General features: G+C 73.2%; 15 protein-coding genes. 11 read left to right on the forward strand and 4 right to left on the reverse strand.

Going from position 1 to position 22133, the window contains the following annotated elements:
- Window positions 1-26 precede the first annotated feature (26 nt).
- The 4 genes from AB0B97_RS14235 (at window position 27) to ilvA (ending at window position 4801) form a co-directional block, all read left to right on the forward strand.
- The gene (locus tag AB0B97_RS14235) at window positions 27-1169 is read left to right on the forward strand and encodes a cystathionine gamma-synthase (protein WP_357493702.1); all 1143 of its coding nucleotides are present in this window, start codon (window positions 27-29) and stop codon (window positions 1167-1169) included.
- A 12-nt stretch (window positions 1170-1181) separates the two neighbouring features.
- Window positions 1182-2591, forward strand: a complete 1410-nt coding sequence (locus AB0B97_RS14240) for an amidase family protein (protein WP_234584075.1) — start codon at window positions 1182-1184, stop codon at window positions 2589-2591.
- A gap of 46 nt (window positions 2592-2637) precedes the next feature.
- Window positions 2638-3456 (forward strand): DUF4328 domain-containing protein, encoded by an 819-nt coding sequence (locus AB0B97_RS14245; RefSeq protein WP_357493704.1) that lies wholly within the window; start codon window positions 2638-2640, stop codon window positions 3454-3456.
- A gap of 124 nt (window positions 3457-3580) precedes the next feature.
- A complete protein-coding gene (gene ilvA / locus AB0B97_RS14250; protein WP_357493707.1) occupies window positions 3581-4801 on the forward strand; it encodes a threonine ammonia-lyase in 1221 nt (406 codons plus the stop codon).
- A 99-nt stretch (window positions 4802-4900) separates the two neighbouring features.
- On the opposite strand, the gene greA is transcribed toward ilvA, so the two are convergent.
- Entirely contained in the window at window positions 4901-5398 is a 498-nt protein-coding gene (gene greA / locus AB0B97_RS14255) for a transcription elongation factor GreA (protein ID WP_234584069.1), read from the reverse strand.
- Window positions 5399-5566: 168 nt separating this feature from the next.
- Window positions 5567-6007 (reverse strand): DUF4307 domain-containing protein, encoded by a 441-nt coding sequence (locus AB0B97_RS14260; RefSeq protein WP_357493709.1) that lies wholly within the window; start codon window positions 6005-6007, stop codon window positions 5567-5569.
- Window positions 6008-6205: 198 nt separating this feature from the next.
- Here AB0B97_RS14260 and mca point away from each other — a divergent pair, with 198 nt between their 5' ends.
- The 6 genes from mca to purE all read left to right on the forward strand — a co-directional run bounded on the left by mca (window position 6206) and on the right by purE (window position 14032).
- Window positions 6206-7087: a mycothiol conjugate amidase Mca gene (gene mca / locus AB0B97_RS14265; RefSeq protein WP_357493711.1), complete on the forward strand. Its 882-nt coding sequence runs from the start codon at window positions 6206-6208 to the stop codon at window positions 7085-7087.
- Between the two features lie 48 nt (window positions 7088-7135).
- Window positions 7136-7429, forward strand: coding sequence for a hypothetical protein (locus AB0B97_RS14270; protein ID WP_234584066.1), 294 nt, complete (start codon window positions 7136-7138; stop codon window positions 7427-7429).
- A gap of 230 nt (window positions 7430-7659) precedes the next feature.
- Window positions 7660-10140, forward strand: coding sequence for a bifunctional diguanylate cyclase/phosphodiesterase (locus AB0B97_RS14275; RefSeq protein WP_357494274.1), 2481 nt, complete (start codon window positions 7660-7662; stop codon window positions 10138-10140).
- A gap of 40 nt (window positions 10141-10180) precedes the next feature.
- Window positions 10181-12217, forward strand: a complete 2037-nt coding sequence (locus AB0B97_RS14280; protein WP_357493713.1) for a thioredoxin domain-containing protein — start codon at window positions 10181-10183, stop codon at window positions 12215-12217.
- A 116-nt stretch (window positions 12218-12333) separates the two neighbouring features.
- Window positions 12334-13509, forward strand: a complete 1176-nt coding sequence (locus AB0B97_RS14285) for a 5-(carboxyamino)imidazole ribonucleotide synthase (protein ID WP_357493715.1) — start codon at window positions 12334-12336, stop codon at window positions 13507-13509.
- A 31-nt stretch (window positions 13510-13540) separates the two neighbouring features.
- A complete protein-coding gene (gene purE / locus AB0B97_RS14290; RefSeq protein ID WP_357493717.1) occupies window positions 13541-14032 on the forward strand; it encodes a 5-(carboxyamino)imidazole ribonucleotide mutase in 492 nt (163 codons plus the stop codon).
- A gap of 132 nt (window positions 14033-14164) precedes the next feature.
- Here the strand turns inward: purE and AB0B97_RS14295 are convergent, their stop codons facing one another.
- A complete protein-coding gene (locus AB0B97_RS14295) occupies window positions 14165-19063 on the reverse strand; it encodes a permease (RefSeq protein ID WP_357493719.1) in 4899 nt (1632 codons plus the stop codon).
- A gap of 151 nt (window positions 19064-19214) precedes the next feature.
- Window positions 19215-20642, reverse strand: a complete 1428-nt coding sequence (locus AB0B97_RS14300; RefSeq protein ID WP_234584057.1) for a UDP-glucose/GDP-mannose dehydrogenase family protein — start codon at window positions 20640-20642, stop codon at window positions 19215-19217.
- A gap of 249 nt (window positions 20643-20891) precedes the next feature.
- On the opposite strand from AB0B97_RS14300, the gene AB0B97_RS14305 reads away from it, so the two are divergent.
- Complete coding sequence (locus AB0B97_RS14305) at window positions 20892-22055, forward strand: acyl-CoA dehydrogenase family protein (RefSeq protein ID WP_357493721.1); 1164 nt, start codon at window positions 20892-20894, stop codon at window positions 22053-22055.
- Window positions 22056-22133 lie beyond the last annotated feature (78 nt).

Consider the following 22133-nt stretch of genomic DNA (forward strand, 5'->3'; position numbering starts at 1 on the left):
CGGACGGGGGCACTAGCCTCACCAGAATGAGTCACGGCTTCGAGACGCTCGCCATTCACGCCGGTCAGGACCCTGAGGCCCGCACCGGCGCGGTGATCCCGCCGATCTACCAGACCAGCACGTACGCCCAGGACGCCGTCGGTGCGCCCCGGCTCGGCTACGAGTACAGCCGCTCGGGCAACCCGACCCGTGACGCCCTCCAGGAGTGCCTGGCCGCGCTGGAGGGCGGGCCCGTGGGCCTCGCCTTCGCCAGTGGCCTGGCCGCGGAGGACACCCTGCTGCGGGCGGTCTGCAAGCCGGGCGACCACGTGATCATCCCGGACGACGCGTACGGCGGCACCTACCGGCTCTTCGCCCGGGTCGCCCAGCGCTGGGGCCTGGAGTTCACCCCGGCCAAGGTCTCCGACGCGGCAGCGGTCCGGGCCGCCGTGCAGCCCGGCCGAACGAAGATCGTCTGGGTGGAGACGCCGACGAACCCGCTGCTCGGCATCGCCGACATCGCCGCCCTGGCCGCCGTGGCACACGACGCGGGCGCGCTGCTGGTTGTCGACAACACCTTCGCCTCGCCGTACCTGCAGCAGCCGATCGCCTTCGGCGCGGACGTGGTGGTGCACTCCACCACCAAGTACGTCGGCGGGCACTCCGACGTGGTCGGTGGTGCGCTCGTCGTCGCCGACGCCGGGCTCGGCGAGGAACTGCGCTACCACCAGAACGCGATGGGCGCGATCAACGGCCCGTTCGACGCCTGGCTCACCCTGCGCGGCATCAAGACCCTCGGGGTACGCATGGACCGGCACTGCGACAACGCCGAGCGGCTCGCCGCGTACCTCGACGGGCACGCCAAGGTGGCCCAGGTGATCTACCCCGGGCTGCCCTCGCACCCCGGTCACGAGGTCGCCGCCAAGCAGATGCGTCGGTTCGGCGGCATGATCTCGTTCCGCGCCTCCGGCGGTGAGGACCACGCCGTCGAGATCTGCAACCGCACGAAGCTCTTCGTGCTCGCCGAGTCGCTCGGCGGCGTGGAATCCCTGATCGAACACCCGGGCCGGATGACACACGCAAGTGCTGCCGGCTCGCCGCTTGAAGTTCCCGGCGATCTCGTGCGACTGTCTGTCGGCATCGAGACGGTCGACGACCTGCTCGCCGATCTGGAGCAGGCGCTGGGCTGACCGCTGGGGAGGATGGCCGTGCAGGACATCATGGCGACCTGGGTCGGGGCGACCGCCAAGCAGATCGCCCGGGGCGTACGCCGGGGCGACGTCTCGGCCACCCAGGTCGTCGCCGACCACCTGGAGTACATCGCCTCGGCCGACCGCGAGCTGGCCGCCTTCCGTGCCGTTCGCGGCGGCGAGGCGATCACCGAGGCCGAGAAGGTCGACGAGCAGGAGGACCTGGCCAACCTCCCCCTGGCCGGGGTGCCGGTGGCGGTCAAGGAGAACACCCCGGTCGCCGGCCTGCCTACCTGGAACGGGTCGGCAGCCGTACGGACCGACGTCGCGGAGGCCGACCACGAGGTGGTGCGTCGGCTGCGCGGCGCCGGCGCGGTGATCCTCGGCGTCACCCGGATGCCGGAGCTGGGGCTGTGGGCACTGACCGATGACGACAGCGCGGTGACCCGCAACCCGTGGGACAACACGCGTACCCCCGGTGGCTCTTCGGGGGGCGCCGCCGCCGCGGTCGCCGCCGGCCTGGTGCCGATCGCGCACGGCAACGACGGGCTCGGCTCGATCCGGATCCCGGCGGCCTGCTGCGGCCTGGTCGGCCTCAAGCCCGGCCGGGGCGTGGTGCCCTGCCAGCTCGGCGCGGACGACTGGTTCGGCCTCACCGAGCACGGCATGTTGACCAGCACCGTCGCGGATGCCGCGGTCGGCTTCTCGGTGCTCGCCGGCCGGCGAGCGGAGAAGCTGGTCCCGCCGCAGCGGCTGCGGGTGGGTGTCTCACTGCGCTCCCCGGTGCGCGGCGTCTCCCCGGACGCGCCCAACCGGGACGCGGTGGCCACCGCCGGCCGGCTGCTCGCCGCCGCCGGGCACGACACCGTGCCGGCCGATCCGGTCTATCCCACGGCCCTGGGCCTGCAGGGCATCGCCACCTGGTTCGCCGCGGCCGCCACCGACGTTCGGGCCGCCGGGCTGGACCGACGCGGCCTCCAGCGCCGCACCCGGCGGCACGTCGCGCTGGGCGAGTGGGCGCAGCGTCGCGGTTACGTCCGGGAGGCCGACCGGGCCGCCTGGCGGCAGCGTTCGGTCGACTTCTTCACCGACCACTCGGTCGACCTGCTGCTCACCCCCGCGCTGGCCAGCGCGCCGCCGGAGGCCGGGCGCTGGTCCGAGCGGTCCTGGCGGGCGAACATGTCGGCCAACATCCGGTACGCCCCGTACGCCGCGCCGTGGAACATCGCCGGCTTGCCCGCCATCGTGGTGCCGGTGGGCCGCCGGCCGGACGGCCTGCCGGTAGCCGTCCAGATCGTCGGCCCGCCCGGCTCGGAGCTGCTACTGCTCGGCGTGGCCGGTCAGTTCGAGATGGCCGCCCCGTGGCCGCGGCACGCCCCCGGCTACCCCGTCGTCGGAACGGGGTCGCCGGCCACCGCATGATCGTCTACGGTGTCCGCGCAACGTCGCGCGGACCCGGGGGACACCAATGCGCTGCCAGACCTGCGGGGACCCCACGTCCCCCGAGCACAACGATTGCCAGCGCTGCCACACGCCGCTGGGCCAGCCCGCCGTCACGCCGGGCCTGCCGACCTACCGCGTACGCGGGATCGGCCTGGCCGCGAACATCGCCGTCGGCGCGACCGCCGTGCTCTACCTGGTGGTGGCGCTGTCCCCGCTGATCGGGATGGCGATGGCCCGGCAGGCCAGGGCCAACGACGACCCGGACCTGCTGCTCGGCCCGCTGCTCATCGGAGGGCTGCTGTCGCTGCTCATGCTGGTGGCGCACCTCACCGCCGCCGTACTGGTGATCATCTGGACGTGGCGGACGCGGAAGAACACCGACGCCTTCCCCGGTGCGCTGCCGACGCTCGGGGCCGGCTGGGCGATCGCCGGCTGGCTGGTGCCCTTCGCGAACTTCGTGGTGCCGGCCCGGGTCGTGGCCAACGTGGCGCGGGACAGCCTCTGGCGGCGGTTCACGCCGACGCTCGTGGTCGTCTGGTGGTGTGCCTGGCTGCTGTTCAGCGTCGGCGACCGGGTGAGCAGCCGCCTGGACGATCGGGCGTACGAGCAGCTGCCGGAGACCCCGTCCACCGACGCCGGCTACCAGGCGTACGTCGACTACTACGGCGACTCCCTGCTCCGCAACAGCCTGCCCGCACTGGGCTGCGCGATCGCCGCGGTGACGCTGATCGTGCTGATCCACCGGATCTCCGCCGCGCAGGAGGCCCGGATCGCCCGCGCCGCCCCGGTGTGGCCGACCGCCCCGGTCTGGCCAGCGGCCCCGGTATGGCCGGCGACGCCGTGATCCACTCGGGATCGCCGAGGTGGCGGTGTCGGGGCGCGGTTGACACCGCCACCTCGGGGACGTCGAATGGATCAACCCGGTGTCGCCGCAGGGGAGGCCGGAGCCGGGTGGCACGATCTGGGGCATGACGGAACTGGTCGGCCTCGACGACGTACGGGCTGCACGGAAACTGCTCGCCGACGTCGTCCGGACCACCCCGCTGGAGCCCTCCCGGCCACTGAGCGCGGCACTGGGCGGCAAGACCTGGCTCAAGTGCGAGAACGTGCAGCGCGCCGGCTCGTACAAGGTCCGCGGCGCGTACGTGCGGATCTCGCGGCTGTCGGCGGCCGAGCGCGAACGGGGCGTGGTCGCGGCGAGCGCCGGTAACCACGCGCAGGGCGTCGCTCTCGCCGCCGGGCTGGTCGGCACGCACGCGACGGTCTTCATGCCGGTCAACGCGCCGCTGCCGAAGGTCGCCGCCACCAAGGGGTACGGCGCGCAGGTCGAACTGGCCGGCAACACGGTCGACGAGTCGCTGGTGGCGGCGCAGACGTACGCCGAGCGCACCGGCGCGGTGCTCATCCACCCGTTCGACCACCGGGACGTGATCGCCGGGCAGGGCACGGTGGCGTTGGAGATCCTCGAACAGTGCCCCGAGGTGCGCACGATCATCACCGGGGTGGGCGGCGGGGGCCTGATCTCCGGCATGGCGGTGGCAGCCAAGGCACTGCGGCCGGACGTCCGCATCATCGGCGTCCAGGCGGCCGGCGCGGCGGCCTTCCCGCCCTCCCTGCTGGCCGGGGAACCGGTCCGGCTGCCCACCTTCGCCACGATCGCGGACGGCATCGCGGTCGGGCGGCCGGGGGAGATCACGTTCAACCATGTCCGCAAGCTCGTCGACGAGATCGTCACGGTCACCGAGGAGGACATCTCCCGGGCCCTGCTGATGCTGTTGGAGCGCGGCAAGCAGGTCGTCGAGCCGGCCGGGGCGGTCGGCGTGGCCGCGCTCCTGGCCGGTGTGGTGGAGGTGGAGACGCCAGTGGTCGCGGTGCTCTCCGGCGGCAACATCGACCCCCTGCTGATGATGCGGGTGATCGAGCACGGTCTGGCGGCCGCCGGCCGCTACCTGCGGGTGACGGTGCGCTGCTCCGACCGGCCGGGGCAGCTCGCCTCGCTGCTCAGCCAGATCGCCGAGCACCGGGCCAACGTGGTGGACGTGGAACACCAGCGGGCCAATCCGCACCTGGGCCTCGGCGAGGTCGAGGTGGCGCTGTCGGTGGAGACCCGTGGTGTGGAGCACTCGGACACGCTGATCAGCGCGTTGCGAGCCAGTGGCTATCAGGTGGTCTTCGCCGCCGAGGCGTGACACGGGTGGGTGTCACGCCTCGGCGGCGGCACACGTCGAACGGCGCTCAGGTGCCCGGAAAGGCGGCTCGGTGACCGCGGCACGGAGCCGGGTGAACGCTCAGCCGGAGAACGGCTCGAAGCTGACCACTGTCACCTTGATGTCGGCGCCGCTCGGGGCCGTGTAGGTGCAGGTCTGCCCGGAACGGCCACCCAGGATCGCCTTGCCGAGCGCCGACTCGGGGCTGTAGACGGTGAGGTCGGTGGTGGCGGCGATCTCCCGGGAGCCGAGCAGGAAGGTCTCGGTGTCGTCGGCGTCGTCGTCGAAGTAGATCGTCACGACCATGCCGGGCGACACCGCGTCGGCCGACGGGGCCTCGCCGACCTTTGCGGTACGCAGCAGTTCCTGCAGGTAGCGGATGCGACCCTCGGCCTTGCCCTGCTCCTCGCGGGCGGCGTGGTAGCCGCCGTTCTCGCGCAGGTCACCCTCCTCGCGCCGAGCGTTGATCTCGGCTGCGATCGCCGGACGGTTGGCGATGTGCTCGTCGAGCTCGGCCTGGAGGCGGTCGTACGCGTCCTGGGACAGCCAGGTGGCGGGCGCCTCGTTGCCAGTGGACACAGGCGTTCTCCTCAGTTGTGCGTGGCTGGCTGACAGGTGAACTACCAAGTTACCAGTGCGGTACGACACAGCGTGTCGGCGATCACCGTCGGTGTCCGCATCCGGCACTCGCGGTCGACCCGCCGCGACGGGTTGCCCGGGGGCGTTGCGGGATGACGTTTCCGCAGCTCAGGCAGGGGCCCGACAGCGCAGCACCTCGCCGATGAACGGTCGGGCGGAGGTGCTCAGACGGTGCCGGGTGGTGACGTGCCGGTCGCCGGGTGCGGCGCTCACCGTGACCTCCTCGCGGGCCACCTCCACGCCGGCGCGGTCCCGGGCGCGCAGCACGCAGACCGCCGATCCGCCCGGCGGCACGGTCACCCGGAAGTCGACGACCACCTGGCTGTCCGTGATGTCGGTGTACGTGATCACCTGGGCGTCGTAGACGGGGTCGCCGTACTGCCGGTAGAGCCGCAGCGAGATCAGGCTCAGCACCGCCACCAGCACCAGGAGCACCAGCGCCGCCAGCAGCGTACGACGGCGGCCGTTGCCGGGCGCCCGGCGGCGTCCGTAGCGCCCGGCGGGGAAGACCGGGGTGCCCGGCGAAATTGTGGCGTGCGTCTCGGTCACCGGCGGGTATCTCCTGGCGTTGTTGTCGGCGGCATCGGCAAGAATGGCAGAAGCCCATCCTCCCAGCCCGGCCAAACGGCAGGAATGGCAGGTCGGGCCCCGCGGCGCCGACTCGCAGCGGGGCGAGGAGGGTCCCGGCAGGTCAGCCGGTCGAGCCCGGTCGGGTCCACCGGCCGGCACAGACGAGGAGCGCCGAAGTTGGCAGAGCAGCTGCGTCTCATGGCCGTCCACGCGCACCCGGACGACGAGTCGAGCAAGGGTGCGGCGACGATGGCGAAGTACGTCGCCCAGGGGGTGGACGTGCTGGTGGTGACGTGCACCGGCGGCGAGCGCGGCAGCGTGCTCAACCCCAAGCTCGACCGGCCCGACGTCTGGGCCAACATCGCGGAGATCCGGCGTGCCGAGATGGACGCCGCGCGGGCGATCCTCGGTGTCGACCAGGCCTGGCTCGGGTTCGTCGACTCCGGCCTGCCCGAGGGCGACCCGCTGCCGCCGCTGCCCGAGGGTTGCTTCGCCCTCCAGGACGTCGAGGTGGCGGCCGGCCCGCTGGTGCGCCTGATGCGTGAGTTCCGTCCGCACGTCGTGACCACGTACGACGAGGAGGGTGGCTACCCGCACCCCGATCACATCATGTGCCACAAGGTGAGCGTGGCCGCGTTCGAGGCCGCCGGCGACCCGGAGCGCTACCCGGAGCTGGGCGCCCCCTGGCAGCCATTGAAGCTCTACTACGACATCGGCTTCTCCAAGGCCAAGATCATGGCCCTGCACGAGGCCGTGCTCAGCACCGGCGCCGAGTCGCCGTACGTGGATTGGATCAAGCGCTGGGACGAGCGTCCGGACAAGGGCCCCCGTATCACCACCCGGGTGGACTGCGCCGAATACTTCCACGTCCGGGACGACGCGCTGCGCGCCCACGCCACCCAGGTCGACCCGGACGGCTTCTGGTTCCAGGTGCCCATGGAGCTGCAGCAACGTGCCTGGCCGACGGAGGATTTCGAGCTGGCGCGCACAGTGGTGGACAGCCCGCTGCCCGAGTCCGACCTCTTCGCCGGTGTGCGGGAGACGGCGCACGCGGGCTGATTCCGGCCGGGTCTACCCTGGTAGGCAATCGCACATCGGAGGAACGTCATGCTGACCGCTGCCCAGGTGCTCGCGGAGAACAACTTCGGGGACACCCGCACGGGTGGCCTGGCCGGGCCGATGGGTCTCTTCCTCATCCTGCTGCTGGCCGCCGCGACCATCCTGCTGATCCGCAACATGAACGCTCGACTGCGGCGTCTGCCCGACCGGTTTCCCCAGCAGGGGCGGTCGACCGATGCGACCAGGGCCGACGCTTCAGTCGTCGATCCGACAGACGGGACCAGCGCGCATGATTCATCCGCGCACGCTCCCAATGGGCACCAGCAGCAGCGGAACGGGTAGTCCGCGCATGATTCACGCCGAACCGGGTGGTGGACCCCTGTTGCGACCACCCGGTTTGGCTTAGCCTTCCGCCGGGGGGACCAAAAGTCCCCGAGCCGTGCGCGGGAGGGGGCGCCGATGTCCGTCACAGCACCGGCCGCCCGCCGTACCCTCGGTCGGTCGGCTGACGGGGGAGGTCGATGACCTCCGGCGCGGGCGGCGACCCGTTCGACCGGCTCGGGGTGCACGGCATGCCGGCCCGGCTGCTCGTGCTGACGACCGCGGTGACGGTGACGGCTCTGGCCGCCGCCGTGGTCGGTCTGACCCTTCCGGCCGGGCTGCCGTCCGACGATCCGCTCGGTGGACCGGCCCGCTTCGGCATCGCCGTCGCCGTCCTCGCCGTGGCCCAGCTCGCCCGGCTTCGCTTCCGCAGCTCCGCCGGCATGGTCAGCATCACCTGGGGCGAGGCCGCCCTGATCGTCTGCCTCTACCTCGCGCCGGCCGGCTGGCTGCCGTCGGCCACCCTGCTCGGCACCGGGCTGGCCTGGACGGCGCTGTCGCTGCACAGCGACCGCCGTCCGCCGCTGGAGATCGTCCGGATCGCCGCGTCGCTGACCGCCGCGTCGGCGCTGGCCGTGTCCGTGACCACCGCCCTGGGGCATCCGCTGCTCGCCGCGCCGACACCGATGCTGGCGCTGGCCGTGATCGCGGGATCGGTGACCTACCTCCTGGTGACCGCGTGGCTCGGTGGGGTGACGCTGGGCCTGCGGCACGGGCTGCCCATCGGACCGCCGCTGCTCGCCGCGCTGCGCGGCAAGCTGCTGATGTTCGTGGGCAACGTGGCGGTCGGCCTGGTCGTGATCGCGCTGCTGGAGCTGGACCCACGCTGGTTGCTGCTGCTCCCGCCGTTGCTCTGGCTGCTGCAGCAGACCTACCGCTACCGGCTGCGCGCGGACCAGGAACGCCGGACGTGGCGTGCCTTCGCCGAGGCCACCGCGGCTCTCAACCAGCTCGACGAGCGGGGCGTGGCCAGCGCGGCGGTGACCGGCGCGCTGGCGCTGTTCAACGCCGAGCTGGTCGACGTCGACGTGGCCCGGGCCGACGGCAGGTGGCGCCGCTACCGGGGAGACGCCGGCGGCCAGCTGCTCGACCGTGAGGTGGGCCCTCCGGACCGGTCGGAGCCGGACGAGTACGAGTTGGTCCGTCAGCTGTCGGTGGGCGCCGCGCCGGTAGGCCAGCTCCGGGTCCGGTTCCCGCGCTCCGCTCCACCCGCGACCCGGGAACGGGACGCGGTGGCGGCCTTCGGCGACGCGCTCGCCGCAGCCCTGCACGACGCCGCGACCCATCGTGAGCTGCGGCTGGTCACCGCCCGCTCGTCGTACGAGGCGGTGCACGACCCGCTCACCGGGCTGGCGAACCGTACGGCGATGCTCGGCAAGGGCGACCAGTCGCTGCGGCAGCTCGCCCACGACCACCCGGTGGCGCTGCTGCTGCTGGACATCAACCAGTTCAAGGAAGTCAACGACACCCTCGGGCACGCGGCCGGCGACCAGTTGCTGCGGCTGACCGCCAACCGGCTCAGCGCGCTGGCCCGCCCCGGTGACCTGCTCGGCCGGCTCGGCGGCGACGAGTTCGCGCTGCTGCTCACCTCGGTCCCCGTGCTCGGTGACCGGGCCGCGCCGATGGCGCACGCCCTGCGCCAGGCTCGCGAGATCGCCGAGCGGCTGGCCGCGCCGACCGAGGTGGCCGGGGTGCGGATGTCCATCGAGGTCTCCGTCGGGGTGGTGGTCGCCGACGCCGGCACCGCCGACCTGACCGAGCTGCTGCGCCGCGCGGACATCGCGATGTACCAGGCCAAGGAGGGCGGTGGCAGCGTCGCCGCGTACGACAGCACCCGGGACGCCGCCAGCACGGACCAGTTGGCCCTGCTGGCCGAGCTGCGCGAGGCGCTGAAGGTCGACGACCAGTTGGTGCTGGCGTTGCAGCCGGCTGTCGACCTGGCCACCGGCGCTCCCACCGGTGTGGAGGCGCTGATCCGCTGGCAGCACCCCCGGCGGGGCTGGCTGAACCCGGCCGACTTCATCCGCCCGGTGGAGAACAGCGAGCAGCTCGGCACGTTCACGCGCTACGTGCTGGACAAGGCGCTCGGCGTGGCCGCGGGCTGGGCCCGCGAGGGGCTGGACGTCCCGATCTCGGTCAACCTCTCCGCGCGCAGTCTGCTGGATCCGCGCCTGCCGGCGGAGATCGCCGACGCGCTGCGCCGACATCAGGTGCCGCCGCACCGGCTGGTCCTGGAGATCACCGAGACGGTGGTGATGAGCGAGCTGGAGATCATCGACGAGGTGCTCGCCACCCTCCGGTCGATGGGTGTGCAGCTTGCGGTGGACGACTTCGGCACCGGCTTCTCCTCGTTGACCTTCCTGACCCGGATCGCCGTGGACGAGTTGAAGGTGGACCGCTCTTTCGTGATCCGGATGGCCGACTCGCCGGAGGCGGCGGCGATCGTCCGGACCACCGTCGGGCTCGCCCACGAGCTGGGGCTGCGGGTGGTCGCCGAGGGGGTGGAGACGGCCGAGCAGCGGCTGGCCCTGGCCGAGCTGGGCTGCACGTCCGCGCAGGGCTACCACTTCTTCAAGCCGATGCCGGCGGACAAGATCGGCGCGGTGCTCGGGTCGCTGCGCGACTCGGCCGAGTCGAACGTCTTCCGCCTGCGCGCCGACGGCGCCTCCTGACCGCCCGGCGCGTCCCGACCGAGGTGGTTATGGTCGTCGGGTGAACCGACTCGCGGACGCCACCAGCCCGTACCTGCTCCAGCACGCCGACAACCCGGTCGACTGGTGGCCGTGGTGCGACGAGGCGTTCGCCGAGGCGAAACGGCGTGATGTCCCGGTGCTCATCTCGGTGGGCTACGCGGCCTGCCACTGGTGCCACGTCATGGCCCACGAGTCGTTCGAGAACGAGCAGGTCGGCGCCCTGATGAACGACAACTTCGTGTCGATCAAGGTGGACCGTGAGGAGCGCCCCGACGTCGACGCCGTCTACATGACCGCCACCCAGGCGATGACCGGGCAGGGCGGCTGGCCGATGACTGTCTTCGCCACCCCGGACGGCACCCCGTTCTTCTGCGGCACCTACTTCCCGCGCGCCAACTTCATCCGGCTGCTCCAGTCGGTCACCACCGCGTGGAAGGACCAGCGGGACGAGGTGCTGCGCCAGGGTGCTGCAGTGGTCGAGGCGATCGGCGGCGCACAGGCGGTGGGCGGCCCCACCGCCCCGCTGGACGCCCCGCTGCTGGATGCAGCGGCGGCCAACCTCGCCGGTGAGTACGACGACACGAACGGCGGGTTCGGGGGCGCCCCGAAGTTCCCGCCGCACATGAACCTGCTCTTCCTGCTGCGCCACCACCAGCGCACCGGCGACCCGCGCAGCCTGGAGATCGTCCGGCACACCGCCGAGGCGATGGCCCGTGGCGGCATCTACGACCAGCTCGCCGGCGGCTTCGCCCGCTACTCGGTGGACGCGCACTGGACCGTGCCGCACTTCGAGAAGATGCTCTACGACAACGCGCTGCTGCTGCGCGTCTACACGCAGCTCTGGCGGCTCACCGGCGACCCGCTGGCCCGTCGGGTCGCCCGGGACACGGCCCGGTTTCTCGCCGACGAGCTGCACCGGCCGGGGGAGGGGTTCGCGTCCGCGCTGGACGCCGACACCGAGGGCGTCGAAGGGCTCACCTACGCCTGGACGCCGGCGCAGCTCGTCGAGGCGCTCGGCGACGAGGACGGCCGGTGGGCCGCCGACCTGTTCACCGTCACCGACGAGGGCACCTTTGAGCACGGCACGAGCGTGCTCCGGCTCGCCCGGGACGTCGACGACGTGGCGCCGGAGGTCCGGGCTCGCTGGCAGCGGGTCGTCGGGCAACTGCTCGCGGCCCGCGACACGCGCCCTCAGCCGGCCCGCGACGACAAGGTGGTGGCCGCCTGGAACGGTCTGGCGATCACCGCGATCTGCGAGTTCCAGCAGGTAGCCGCGCTGTACGCGTCGCCGCAGGACGAGGACGCCAACCTGATGGAGGGCGTCACCATCGTCGCCGACGGCGCGATGCGCAACGCCGCCGAGCACCTGGCCACCGTGCACCTGGTCGACGGCCGGCTGCGCCGGGTCTCGCGCGACGGCAGGGTCGGCGAGCCGGCCGGGGTGCTGGAGGACTACGGCTGCGTGGCCGAGGCGTTCTGCGCGCTGCACCAGCTCACCGGCGAGGGTCGCTGGCTCAGCCTGGCCGGTCAACTGCTGGACACCGCGCTGGAGCACTTCGCCGCGCCCGGGGGTGCCTACTACGACACGGCCGACGACGCGGAGCAGCTGGTCGCCCGGCCCGCCGATCCGACCGACAACGCCACCCCGTCGGGCCGGTCGGCCCTGATCGCCGGCCTCGTGTCGTACGCCGCGCTGACCGGGGAGACGCGCTACTCCGAGGCGGCCGGGGCCGCGCTCGCCACCGTGGCGCCGATCGTCGGGCGGCACGCCCGGTTCGCCGGGTACGCGGCAATGGTCGGCGAGGCGCTGCTCTCCGGGCCGTACGAGATCGCTGTGGCGACCGACGACCCGGCCGGCGACCCGCTGGTGGCCGCGGCCCGGCGGCACGCCCCGCCCGGAGCGGTGGTGGTCGCCGGTCGCCCGGACCAGCCCGGGGTGCCGCTGCTCGCCGACCGGCCGCTGGTCGACGGGCGGTCCGCCGCGTACGTCTGCCGGGGTTTCGTCTGCCAGCGACCGGTCACCTCGGTCGAGGACCTGGTCGCCGAGCTGGGGTGAGCCGTAGCGCCCGGTAGTTGCCGGCGCTGGGTGCGGGGCGGCCGGTGCGGCCTTGTCGGGTGGGTCACCGGCCCTGCGCATCGGCACGTCGGCGGCCCGGATAGGCTGGCCGCGCTATGGATTCCCGTACCGGTCTGCCAGTTGTCGGCATGGTGGGTGGCGGCCAGTTGGCCCGGATGACCCACCAGGCCGCGATCGCCCTCGGCCAGTCACTGCGTGTGCTCGCGAGCGCCCCCGACGACGGCGCGGCGCTTGTCGCCGCCGACGTCCAGTACGGCGACCACACCGATCTGGCCGCCCTGCGCACCTTCGCCAAGGGCTGTGACGTGGTCACCTTCGACCACGAGCACGTGCCCAACGAGCACATCCGCACCCTGACCGCCGAAGGGGTGACCCTGTACCCGCCGGCGGACGCGTTGCTGCACGCCCAGGACAAGCAGGTGATGCGGGAACGCCTCACCGAGCTGGGCGCTCCCAACCCCGCCTGGCGGCCGGTAGCTGAGCCCGCCGACCTGGTCGGCTTCGGCGAGCAGGTCGGCTGGCCGGTGGTGCTCAAGGCGGCCCGGGGCGGCTACGACGGTCGGGGTGTCTGGATGGTGGACGACGCCACCCAGGCCACCGAGCTGGCGACCACGCTGCTCGCCGGAGGCACCCGGCTGATCGTCGAGGAGCGGGTGCCGCTGCGTCGCGAACTCGCGGTGCAGGTGGCCCGCTCGCCGTTCGGGCAGGTGGCCGCGTACCCGGTCGTCGAGACGGTCCAGCGTGACGGCATCAACGTCGAGGTGCTGGCCCCGGCGCCGGGCCTGGACGAGGAGTTGGCAGTCGCCGCTCAGCAGCTAGCCATCGACCTGGCCACCGCGCTCGGCGTGGTCGGCCTGCTGGCCGTGGAGCTGTTCGAGGTGCGCGACGACGCGGGCCGGCCGGCGATAGTGGTCAACGAGCTGGCCATGCGCCCGCACAACTCGGGGCACTGGACCATCGAGGGCGCCCGGACCTCGCAGTTCGAGCAGCACTTGCGGGCGGTGCTGGACTACCCGATGGGTGACACGGCGCTGACCGCGCCGGTGGTCGTGATGGCGAACGTCCTGGGCGGCGAGCCGGGCGGGATCTCGATCGACGAGCGGCTGCACCACCTCTTCGCCGCCGAGCCGGGCGCCAAGGTGCACCTCTACGGCAAGCAGGTACGCCCCGGCCGCAAGATCGGGCACGTCACGGTGCTCGGCGACGACCTGGACGACGTACGGGCGCGGGCGGCGCGGGCCGCGCGCTGGATCCGCGAGGGGCACGAGTGACCCGGGCGGCCGCGAACCAAGGAGGACCCCGGTGACCACAGTCGGACTGATCATGGGCAGCGACTCGGACTGGCCCACGATGCGGGCCGCCGCCGAGGTGCTGGACGACTTCGAGGTGTCGTACGAGGTGCGGGTCATCTCGGCACACCGGACCCCGGTCGCGATGATCGACTATGGTCGCGACGCCGTCGACCGGGGGCTCAAGGTGATCATCGCCGGTGCCGGTGGCGCCGCAGCCCTGCCGGGCATGGTCGCCTCGGTGACGCCGCTGCCGGTGATCGGCGTGCCGGTGCCGTTGAAGCACCTCGACGGGATGGACTCGCTGCTGTCCATCGTGCAGATGCCGGCGGGGATCCCGGTGGCCACCGTGTCGATCGGCAACGCCCGCAACGCCGGCCTGCTGGCCGTCCGGATCCTCGGCGCGTCGGACGAGACCCTGCGCGCCCGGATGGCGAAATACCAGCAGGACCTGGAGCAGCTCATCAAGACCAAGGACGCAGCCCTCCAAGCCACCCTCCCGTAACCCCTCCCACGCCTCCCTCCTCCGCGATCTTGCACTTTCGGTCGCGGTAACGCGGCATTTGTCCCTCTATGCGGCGACAGAAAGTGCAAGATCGCGAGGGCAGGCGCGCGGACCCTGCCGTGACCCTCCGATTCATCTCATGCCGCGTAGCGCGGTCTGGAGGCGTTCCTGGGCGCGGCGGCGGCGTTCGTTGCTCGCCCCGAGGACGAGCAGCAGGAGCCCCACGGGGATCAGCGCCAGCCACGGGCCGAGGCTGAACAACGCGTGGATCGCGGCGATCGCGGTGACGGACGCGCCGACGATCACCGGGGCCTGCTGCCGGCTGGACGAGCCGAAGATCAGCACCGCGACCGCGCCGAGCAGCAGCAGCATCTGCCGCAACGTGCTGGAATCGGTGGCCAGCACGATCGCCAGCGTCGGCAGGAACGCGGCGACCAACGCCGGCCCGTACGCCACCCAGCTGCTCAGATCGGGGCGGTGCCGCAGTTCGAGCACACCGACCAGCAGGGCCAGCGCGGCGAACGGCAGCGTGTACGCCTCGGGCAGCGCCACGTCGGCGACGCGCATCAGGATCCACCAGGCGGTGATCTCGCAGAACACCACAGCCCAGAAGAGGATCCGGCGTTCCACCGGCCGCCGGCCGGGACGGGTCGCCGCCACGCCGAGCACCGCTCCCCAGGCGGCCAGCAAAGCGGCGATGTGCCGGGGGGAGTCGAAGGCGAGCGCCAGCGCGATCAGGGCCGCCGCGTACCCGCTCCACTGCACGGTGGCGGCCTCGCGCTGCGCCTCGGGGCGGCGCAGTCGGGGCAGGGTCGCGGCGAACACCTGCAGGACCGCTCCGACGGCGAGCACCCCGAACGCGGACCACACCGCGGCCAGCCCGACGATCAGGCCGGCGGTGAGCACGAAGAGCTGGGCCATCAGCGAGGCGAAGAGCCAGCCCAGGATGCGCGCCCGCTGGGTGGTGCCGAACAGGGCCGCCACCACGCCCACGCCTACCGCGCCACCGAGGGTGAACAGGGTCAGTTGCTCCTCGGCCAGGCTGCCGGCCAGGCCGGCGCCACCGGCGGCCAGGCCGATGGCGAAGACCAGCACCCGGGCCAGCCGCAGCGACCGGGCCGGCTCGACGAGGGGCGGTGGCGGGGTCAGGGCGAGGCCGAGCATCGAGATGGTGAAGACGGAGAGCGCCGCGAGGGTGCTCGCCGGCCACCCGCTGCCCAGCGCGATGGGCGCGATCAGCAGCGTGACGGCGGCGCCGGGCAGCACGACTGGTACGGCACGGGACCGTCGTCCGCCGCTGAACCCGGTGGCGGCCAGGGCCGCCGTCGCGGTGAGCAGCAGCGCGGTCAGCACGTGGGTCGGGTTGACCACGTCCGACGGCGGCGTGAGCAGCTCCGGCGGCGGACCCTGCCAGATCCGGCTCAACGTGCGGTGCGGCTCGACGAGGGCGACGACCAGGGCCGGCGCGATCGACGCGAGCGCCAGGGCGGTCGGCAGCGCGGCGGCCGCGAGCGCGCCGGCGGACGGGCTGACCCGCCACCGCCGCCGGTCCGGGTCGTCCGGCAGTCGCCGCAGCGCGCCGTCGAGGAGCACCGCCCAGCGGCGGACCGGCTGGGCGGAACCGGTGGGCGGCACGGTCGCCGCGCGGATCAGCTCGGCGAGGACACCGAGCAGCGCGGCGGCGGCCGCGTAGACCCCGGCCGGGAGCCCGGTGGGGATGGCGGCGAGTGCGCTGATGCTGGCACCGCCGACCACTGCCACGCTGACCCAGGGCAGGTACTGCGGAACGTGTCGGCGTACCGCGGCGACGCCGGCCAGACCGAGGCTGGACGCGGCGAGCGCGGCGGTCAGCACCACCTGTGCAGCGTGCTGGAACTCGACGGCCAGCGCCGCCACCGCGCCGGGCAGCGCGAGCAGCGCCGCGCCGGCCGCCGCGCCACCGATCTGCGCCAGGTGCGGCGGCATGCCCTCGGTCTCCAGGTCGGTCACCTGCGGGCCGGCCAGGACGCGCGCCAGCGCGGCCACCACGACGCCGATCAGCGCGATGCTGCCCAGCGCCAGCGCGGTGGTCCACGGGCGGACCAGGCCGGCGCCGGCCCCGTGCAGCGCGACCACCCCGGCCACGGTGGCCCGGGACAGCCCGGCCCGGGCCTCCTCGCTGGCCACCGCCGCCATCCCGTAGACGGTGGCGACCATGGCCCCGACGAGCACCGGCGACCACCAGGGCAGGTCGAACGCGGCAGGTGCGCCGATCGTGGCGAGCACCACGGCCACCCCGGACGCGTCCCACCGCCAGGGCGGCGGGAGCAGGACGCCGGCGGCGACGGCCAACAGCACCAGCGCGATCGGCGCCTGCCAGGTCGCACCGCCGGTCGGCGCGGCCGGCCAGCCGCTCAGGTCGCCGTCCCAGATCGGCCCGGGGGTGGCCAGCACACCGACCCCACCGCGCAGCGCCGTCCAGCCGGCCAGCACCCCGATGAGCAGGCCGCCGACGGCGATGCCGAGGACCGGGCCGCGTCGCCACTCCTCGGGCATGGCGCGGGCGCCGACGGCCACCACCAGGACCAGGCCGGCGGCCACCGCCAGTTGCCCACCCGGCGCGAGGACCGCGGCGATCCGCACCATCGTGGCGATCAGGGCGGTGGTCACCGCCGCGGCGGCCAGGTCCGAACCGTCCAGGGTGAGATCCGAGCGGCGGCCGGCGTCGATCGACGGGGCCAAGAAGAGCAGCACCGCGGCGACCAGCAGCAGCGCCCCGACCCAGGCGTCGGCGACCGTCGCACCGGGTGCGCCGAAGGCGGCGGCGGTGACGACGAGCGCGCCCAGCCCGGTGCCGACCGACAGGGGCGCCGGGATGCGCCGCTGCGAGACCTGCACCATGGCGGCGTACCCGAGGGTCACACAGACGGCCAGGAAACTCGCCGCCAGCACCGGGACGGTCGCCTCGCGGAGGCTGGCCGGGGTGGGGGTCTCGTCGACGGGCATGGTGGCGGCCACGAACGCGGCCACCGCCCCGGGCAGCGCGAAGGCCGCCCCTCCGGAGGCCCAGTCCGTGACCGTGTCGGCGGCGGCCGACGCGATCCGGACCCGGGGTGCCAGCGCGACAAGCGCGCCGGCCGCGAAGAGGGTGAGCAGGACGGCGGCGGTGAGCGCGGGTCGGGACAGCCCGGCGCCCGCGGCGAACAGGCCCACCACGGCGGCGCCGACGGCGTGGGCCAGGGCGGCCCGGGTGGTACGCGCGGAGAGGCCGATGACCCCGATGCCGATCGCGGTGACCACCATCGGCCAGGGCGCCGAGGCCCAGCCGAGGCCGAACGACGCCGGTACGGCAAGCGCCGTCAGCGCCGCACCGGCGACCGCAAACTCGCGGCGGATCTCCGGTGGCAGGGCCACCACCGCGGCGATGGTGAGCAGGAACGCGGCGGCGGCGAGCTGCCACGTGGTCGGGCCGACGGCCGCGGCCAGTTCGGTGGCGTACCTGTCGAGGTCGGCGTCCCAGGCGGGCAGTGCCGCCCGGACGGGGGCGACCCCGGCGCGCAGTGCTCCCCCGGCGACCACAAGTCCGCTGACGGTGAGGGCGACAGCCGAGGCGATCTGCGGGCCGCGTCGGGCCGTCTCGGGGACCGCGCGGACCGCCAGCCCGGTCACCGTGATCACCGCCGCGATCAGCAGCAACGACTGACCGGGCAGGGCCACCGAGACGATCCGGCCGAACGCGCCGATCACGGCCAGAGTGACGATGCCGGCCGCCACGTCGGGCAGCGGTGGGCGGCGCAGCACCAGCGCGCCGGCCAGCCCGACGGCGGCCGCCAGCAGGAGCACCAGCCCGGCGCCGGTCGCCGTCGGCACGGCCTCCGCCCGCAGCAGGGCGGTGACCGCGTACGCCAGGGCGACCGCGACGGCCACCGCGTGCAGCGACCAGGTCAGCTCGCGCAGCCCGGGCACCGGGCGGGCGGGCCGCGCGTCGACGGTGCCCGCGCCAGCATCGATCAGTTCGCCGGCCTCCTCCGGGTCGGCCTCCGGTCGGGCCTCGGCGTCACGCTGCCGAGGTGTCGCCGATCCGCTGGCGGGGCTCGGCAGGTCCTGTCGGACGGGGCGCTCCACCACGATCGGGGAGCGGGCCAGCCAGAGGTCGAGAAGGGCCACCAGGGTCAGCACCAGCGCCCAGCCGCCCGGCCCGGTGATCCGGTCGTACGCGAGCAGCGGCAGCACCGGCTGCGCGGCGACCACTGTCGCGAAGCGGGGCGCGCGCAGCCCGGTCCAGGCGGCGTACCCGACGGACACGGCGGCGGTGGCCGCGAAGATCAGACCGGCGAAGACGGCGCCGGAGGTGGCGCCGTCGTCGATCCGGTCCACCGCCCACAGCGCGTACCCGGCCAGCGGCACGAGCAGCAGACCCACCGCGGAGATCGTCTCCGCGGTGGAGGTGAGCCCGCGCCGGGCCAGCGCCGGCGGCGCGAGCAGCATCAGCACCGTGGCGACCAGCAGGACGCCGAGGCGGGCCAGCGCGTCCATCGAACTCGTCGCCACCGCGGCGAAGACCACCGCGGCCACGGCGAGCAGCAGCGCGCCCAACCCGAGAGGGATGTTCTGCACCTCCCGCGAGGACGCCTCCGGCGGGTGCTCGGGGTCGTCGGCGTCCAGCCAGGACGCCCTTGGCGGGGGCGGCGGCGGATCTTCCGGGCTGGGCGGGGTGCCCTGGCGCGGGACCCGGGGCGGGGCGCCGGTGGTGGCCGTCGGCGGGCGGCGACCCGGTCGGCGGCGCAGCACCCGGCGGGGCCGGGTGGCCTGCTTGATCCGCTCCTCACCGGCGTGGGCGAGGATGTCCCGTTGGAAGAGCGCGGCCTGCATCTTGGCGGCGATCTGCCGCTGTTCGCGGGCGATGGCGGCGTCGCGCGCCTTCATCTCCGCGATCGAGCGCTCGATGTCCGCCAGATGCTCGACCCACTGGGGCTGGTCGGCCCCGCAGTGCGGACACTGCACGGCCGGCTTGATCTCCCGACCGCACGAGGAGCATTGAAAGGTCGCCACGACACCCCTCCACCCGCACTGTGGACTCCCACTGTCGCAGCATGCCCAAAGCTGGCGCGGATTTCGACACTTGTCGGCGGGTCCGGGGCAAACAACATCACCGGCCGGCCGCGCAGGGGTGCGTCGCGACCGGCCGGTGAGTGGCGAAACGTCAGGGGCGGCCCATGCCCCGATACTCCCAGCCGGCCTGGGTCCACAGTGCCGAGTCGAGGCAGTTGCGCCCGTCGACGACCTTGCGGCCGGCGACCAGCTCACCCAGGGCGACCGGGTCGGCGTTGCGGAAGTCCGCCCACTCGGTGAGGACGCAGACCAGGTCGGCGTCGGCGACGGCCTCGTTGATGCCGGCCTCGTAGGTCAGCTCGGGCACCGCGCGACGGGCGTTCTCGGCGCCCTGCGGGTCGTACACGTGCACGTCGGCGCCGGCCTTCTGCAACAGCGCGGCGACGGCGAGCGCCGGGGCGTCGCGGACGTCGTCGGTGTTGGGCTTGAAGGTGGCGCCCAGCACGGCGATGCGGGTGCCGGAGAAGTCCGGGCCGGCCGGCCCGGAGCGCCGGCCGAGCAGATCCGCCGCGAGCTGGAGCACGCGGGTCCGGCGGCGCAGGTTGATCAGGTCGACCTCGTGCAGGAAGCGCAGCGCCTCACCGGCGCCGAGCTCCTGCGCGCGGGCCTGGAAGGCGCGGATGTCCTTGGGCAGGCAGGCGCCACCGAAGCCGAGCCCGGCCTGGAGGAACCGGTTGCCGATCCGGGGGTCGTACCCGATCGCGCGGGCCAGCTGGGTGACGTCGCCGCCGCTGGCCTCGCAGACCTCGGCCATGGCGTTGATGAAGGAGATCTTGGTGGCCAGGAACGCGTTCGCCGCGACCTTGACCAGCTCGGCCGTCGCGAAGTCGGTGACCACCAGCGGCACCTCGCGGTCCTCGGTGGCGGCCAGGTCGAAGACGCCCTTGTGCGCGGCGTAGAGCATGCCGTTGGCCCACTCGCTCTTCACGCCGACCACGATCCGGTTGGGGCGCAGCACGTCGTCGACGGCGAAGCCCTCCTGGAGGAACTCGGGGCTCCACGCCACCTCGACCTCCAGGTCGCCGGGGGTGTGCTTGCCGACCAGCTGCTCGACCCAGTCGGCGGTGCCCACCGGCACGGTGGACTTGCCGACGATCAGCGCCTTGCGGGTCAGGTGCTGCGCGAGGCTGGTCACCGACGCCTCGACGTACGACAGGTCGGCGCCCATCCCGTCGGCCCGCTGGGGGGTGCCGACGCAGATGAAGTGCACGTCGCCGAACTCGGCGGTCTCGGCGATGTCGGTCGAGAACCGCAGCCGGCCGGCGGCCAGGTTGCGCTTGAGCAGCTCGTCCAGGCCGGGCTCGTGGATCGGCACCTCGCCGGCGTTCAGCTTCGCGATCTTGTCCGCGTCGACGTCGAACCCGAGCACCTCGTACCCGAGTTCCGCGTAGCAGATGGCGTACGTCGCACCGAGGTAGCCGGTTCCCAGAAACGTCACCCGCGGCCGAGGTGCACCTGAAGGCGGCGTCACCGCGGCGATGGCGGGGGTCGGCTGGATGGTGGGGTAGGGGATCGTCACGCCTGTCTTCTCCGCTCGCACTGGCGGCGCGTCGTCGCGTCGCATTCTGCTGCGGCGCCTGACGGGGCACCGGAGGGTGGCTCACTGTCTGTCTCTCATCATCGCCCAGCGGCGCGGGTGCTCCGTCATGCCCATACCTACGCGCCGGTAACATCACCTGAACTGCAGTCGCTATCCTTCAGTCTGCGCGGTCGGCGGTCAGGGGAGGCCACAGACTGCGCATGATAGCGGTGAAGGGGAGGGGCCGACATGGCCGCAGGGGAGTCGTTCGACGTCTACCGGTTGCCCGAGGAGCACGAGGCGATCCGGGAGGCGGTCCGTGAGGTCTGTGCCGCCAAGGTGGCTCCGCACGCCGCCGAGGCCGACGAGACCGGGGAGTTTCCGAAGGCGTCCTACGACGCGCTGCGGGCAGCCGACTTCCACGCGCCGCACATCCCCGAGGAGTACGGGGGCGCGGGCGCGGACGCGCTGGCCACCGCCATCGTGATCGAGGAGGTGGCGCGCGCCTGCGCGTCCTCCTCGCTGATCCCGGCGGTCAACAAACTCGGCACGATGCCGCTGCTGTTGTCCGGTTCCGAGGAGATCAAGCGCCGCTACCTGACCCCGGTCGCGGCGGGCGACGCCATGTTCTCGTACTGCCTCTCGGAGCCCGAGGCGGGCAGCGACGCGGCGTCGATGACGACCCGGGCGGTGCGTGACGGGGATCACTGGGTGCTCAACGGCGTGAAGCGCTGGATCACCAACGCCGGCGTCTCCGAGTTCTACACCGTCTTCGCCGTCACCGACCCCGCCGCCCGATCCCGGGGCATCTCGGCCTTCGTGGTCGAGAAGTCCGATGCCGGCGTGAGCTTCGGCGCACCGGAGAAGAAGCTGGGGATCAAGGGCTCCCCGACCCGCGAGGTCTACCTGGACAACGTGCGGATCCCCGCCGACCGGATGATCGGCGCGGAGGGCACCGGCTTCGCCACCGCCATGAAGACCCTCGACCACACCCGGGTGACCATCGCCGCGCAGGCCGTCGGGATCGCGCAGGGCGCGCTCGACTACGCCAAGGGGTACGTCGCCGAGCGCCGCCAGTTCGGCAAGGCGATCGCCGAGTTCCAGGGCATCCAGTTCATGCTCGCCGACATGGGCATGAAGCTGGAGGCTGCCCGGCAGCTCACGTACGCCGCCGCCGGCAAGTCCGAGCGGGGCGACGCCGACCTGACCTACTTCGGCGCGGCGGCGAAGTGCTTCGCCTCCGACGCCGCCATGGAGATCACCACCGACGCGGTGCAGCTGCTCGGCGGCTACGGTTACACCCGCGACTACCCGGTCGAGCGGATGATGCGCGACGCCAAGATCACCCAGATCTACGAAGGAACGAACCAGGTGCAGCGCATCGTCATGGCGCGGCAGCTGCTCAAGGGCTGATTCCGAGCTTTCTGGCTGCTCTGCCTGGCGGGATTACCTCTGGTCCCCCAGAACGCTTCTCCTCGGCGTTCTGGGGGA

This window comes from Micromonospora sp. NPDC049004 (assembly GCF_040649315.1).
Taxonomy (GTDB): domain Bacteria; phylum Actinomycetota; class Actinomycetes; order Mycobacteriales; family Micromonosporaceae; genus Micromonospora.

Coding starts and splice junctions, on each gene's coding strand:
- AB0B97_RS14235 (WP_357493702.1), top strand. CDS start 27: ATGAGTCACGGCTTCGAGACGCTCGCCATTCACGCCGGTCAGGACCCT.
- AB0B97_RS14240 (WP_234584075.1), top strand. CDS start 1,182: ATGGCCGTGCAGGACATCATGGCGACCTGGGTCGGGGCGACCGCCAAG.
- AB0B97_RS14245 (WP_357493704.1), top strand. CDS start 2,638: ATGCGCTGCCAGACCTGCGGGGACCCCACGTCCCCCGAGCACAACGAT.
- ilvA (WP_357493707.1), top strand. CDS start 3,581: ATGACGGAACTGGTCGGCCTCGACGACGTACGGGCTGCACGGAAACTG.
- AB0B97_RS14270 (WP_234584066.1), top strand. CDS start 7,136: ATGCTGACCGCTGCCCAGGTGCTCGCGGAGAACAACTTCGGGGACACC.
- AB0B97_RS14275 (WP_357494274.1), top strand. CDS start 7,660: ATGCCGGCCCGGCTGCTCGTGCTGACGACCGCGGTGACGGTGACGGCT.
- AB0B97_RS14285 (WP_357493715.1), top strand. CDS start 12,334: ATGGATTCCCGTACCGGTCTGCCAGTTGTCGGCATGGTGGGTGGCGGC.
- AB0B97_RS14305 (WP_357493721.1), top strand. CDS start 20,892: ATGGCCGCAGGGGAGTCGTTCGACGTCTACCGGTTGCCCGAGGAGCAC.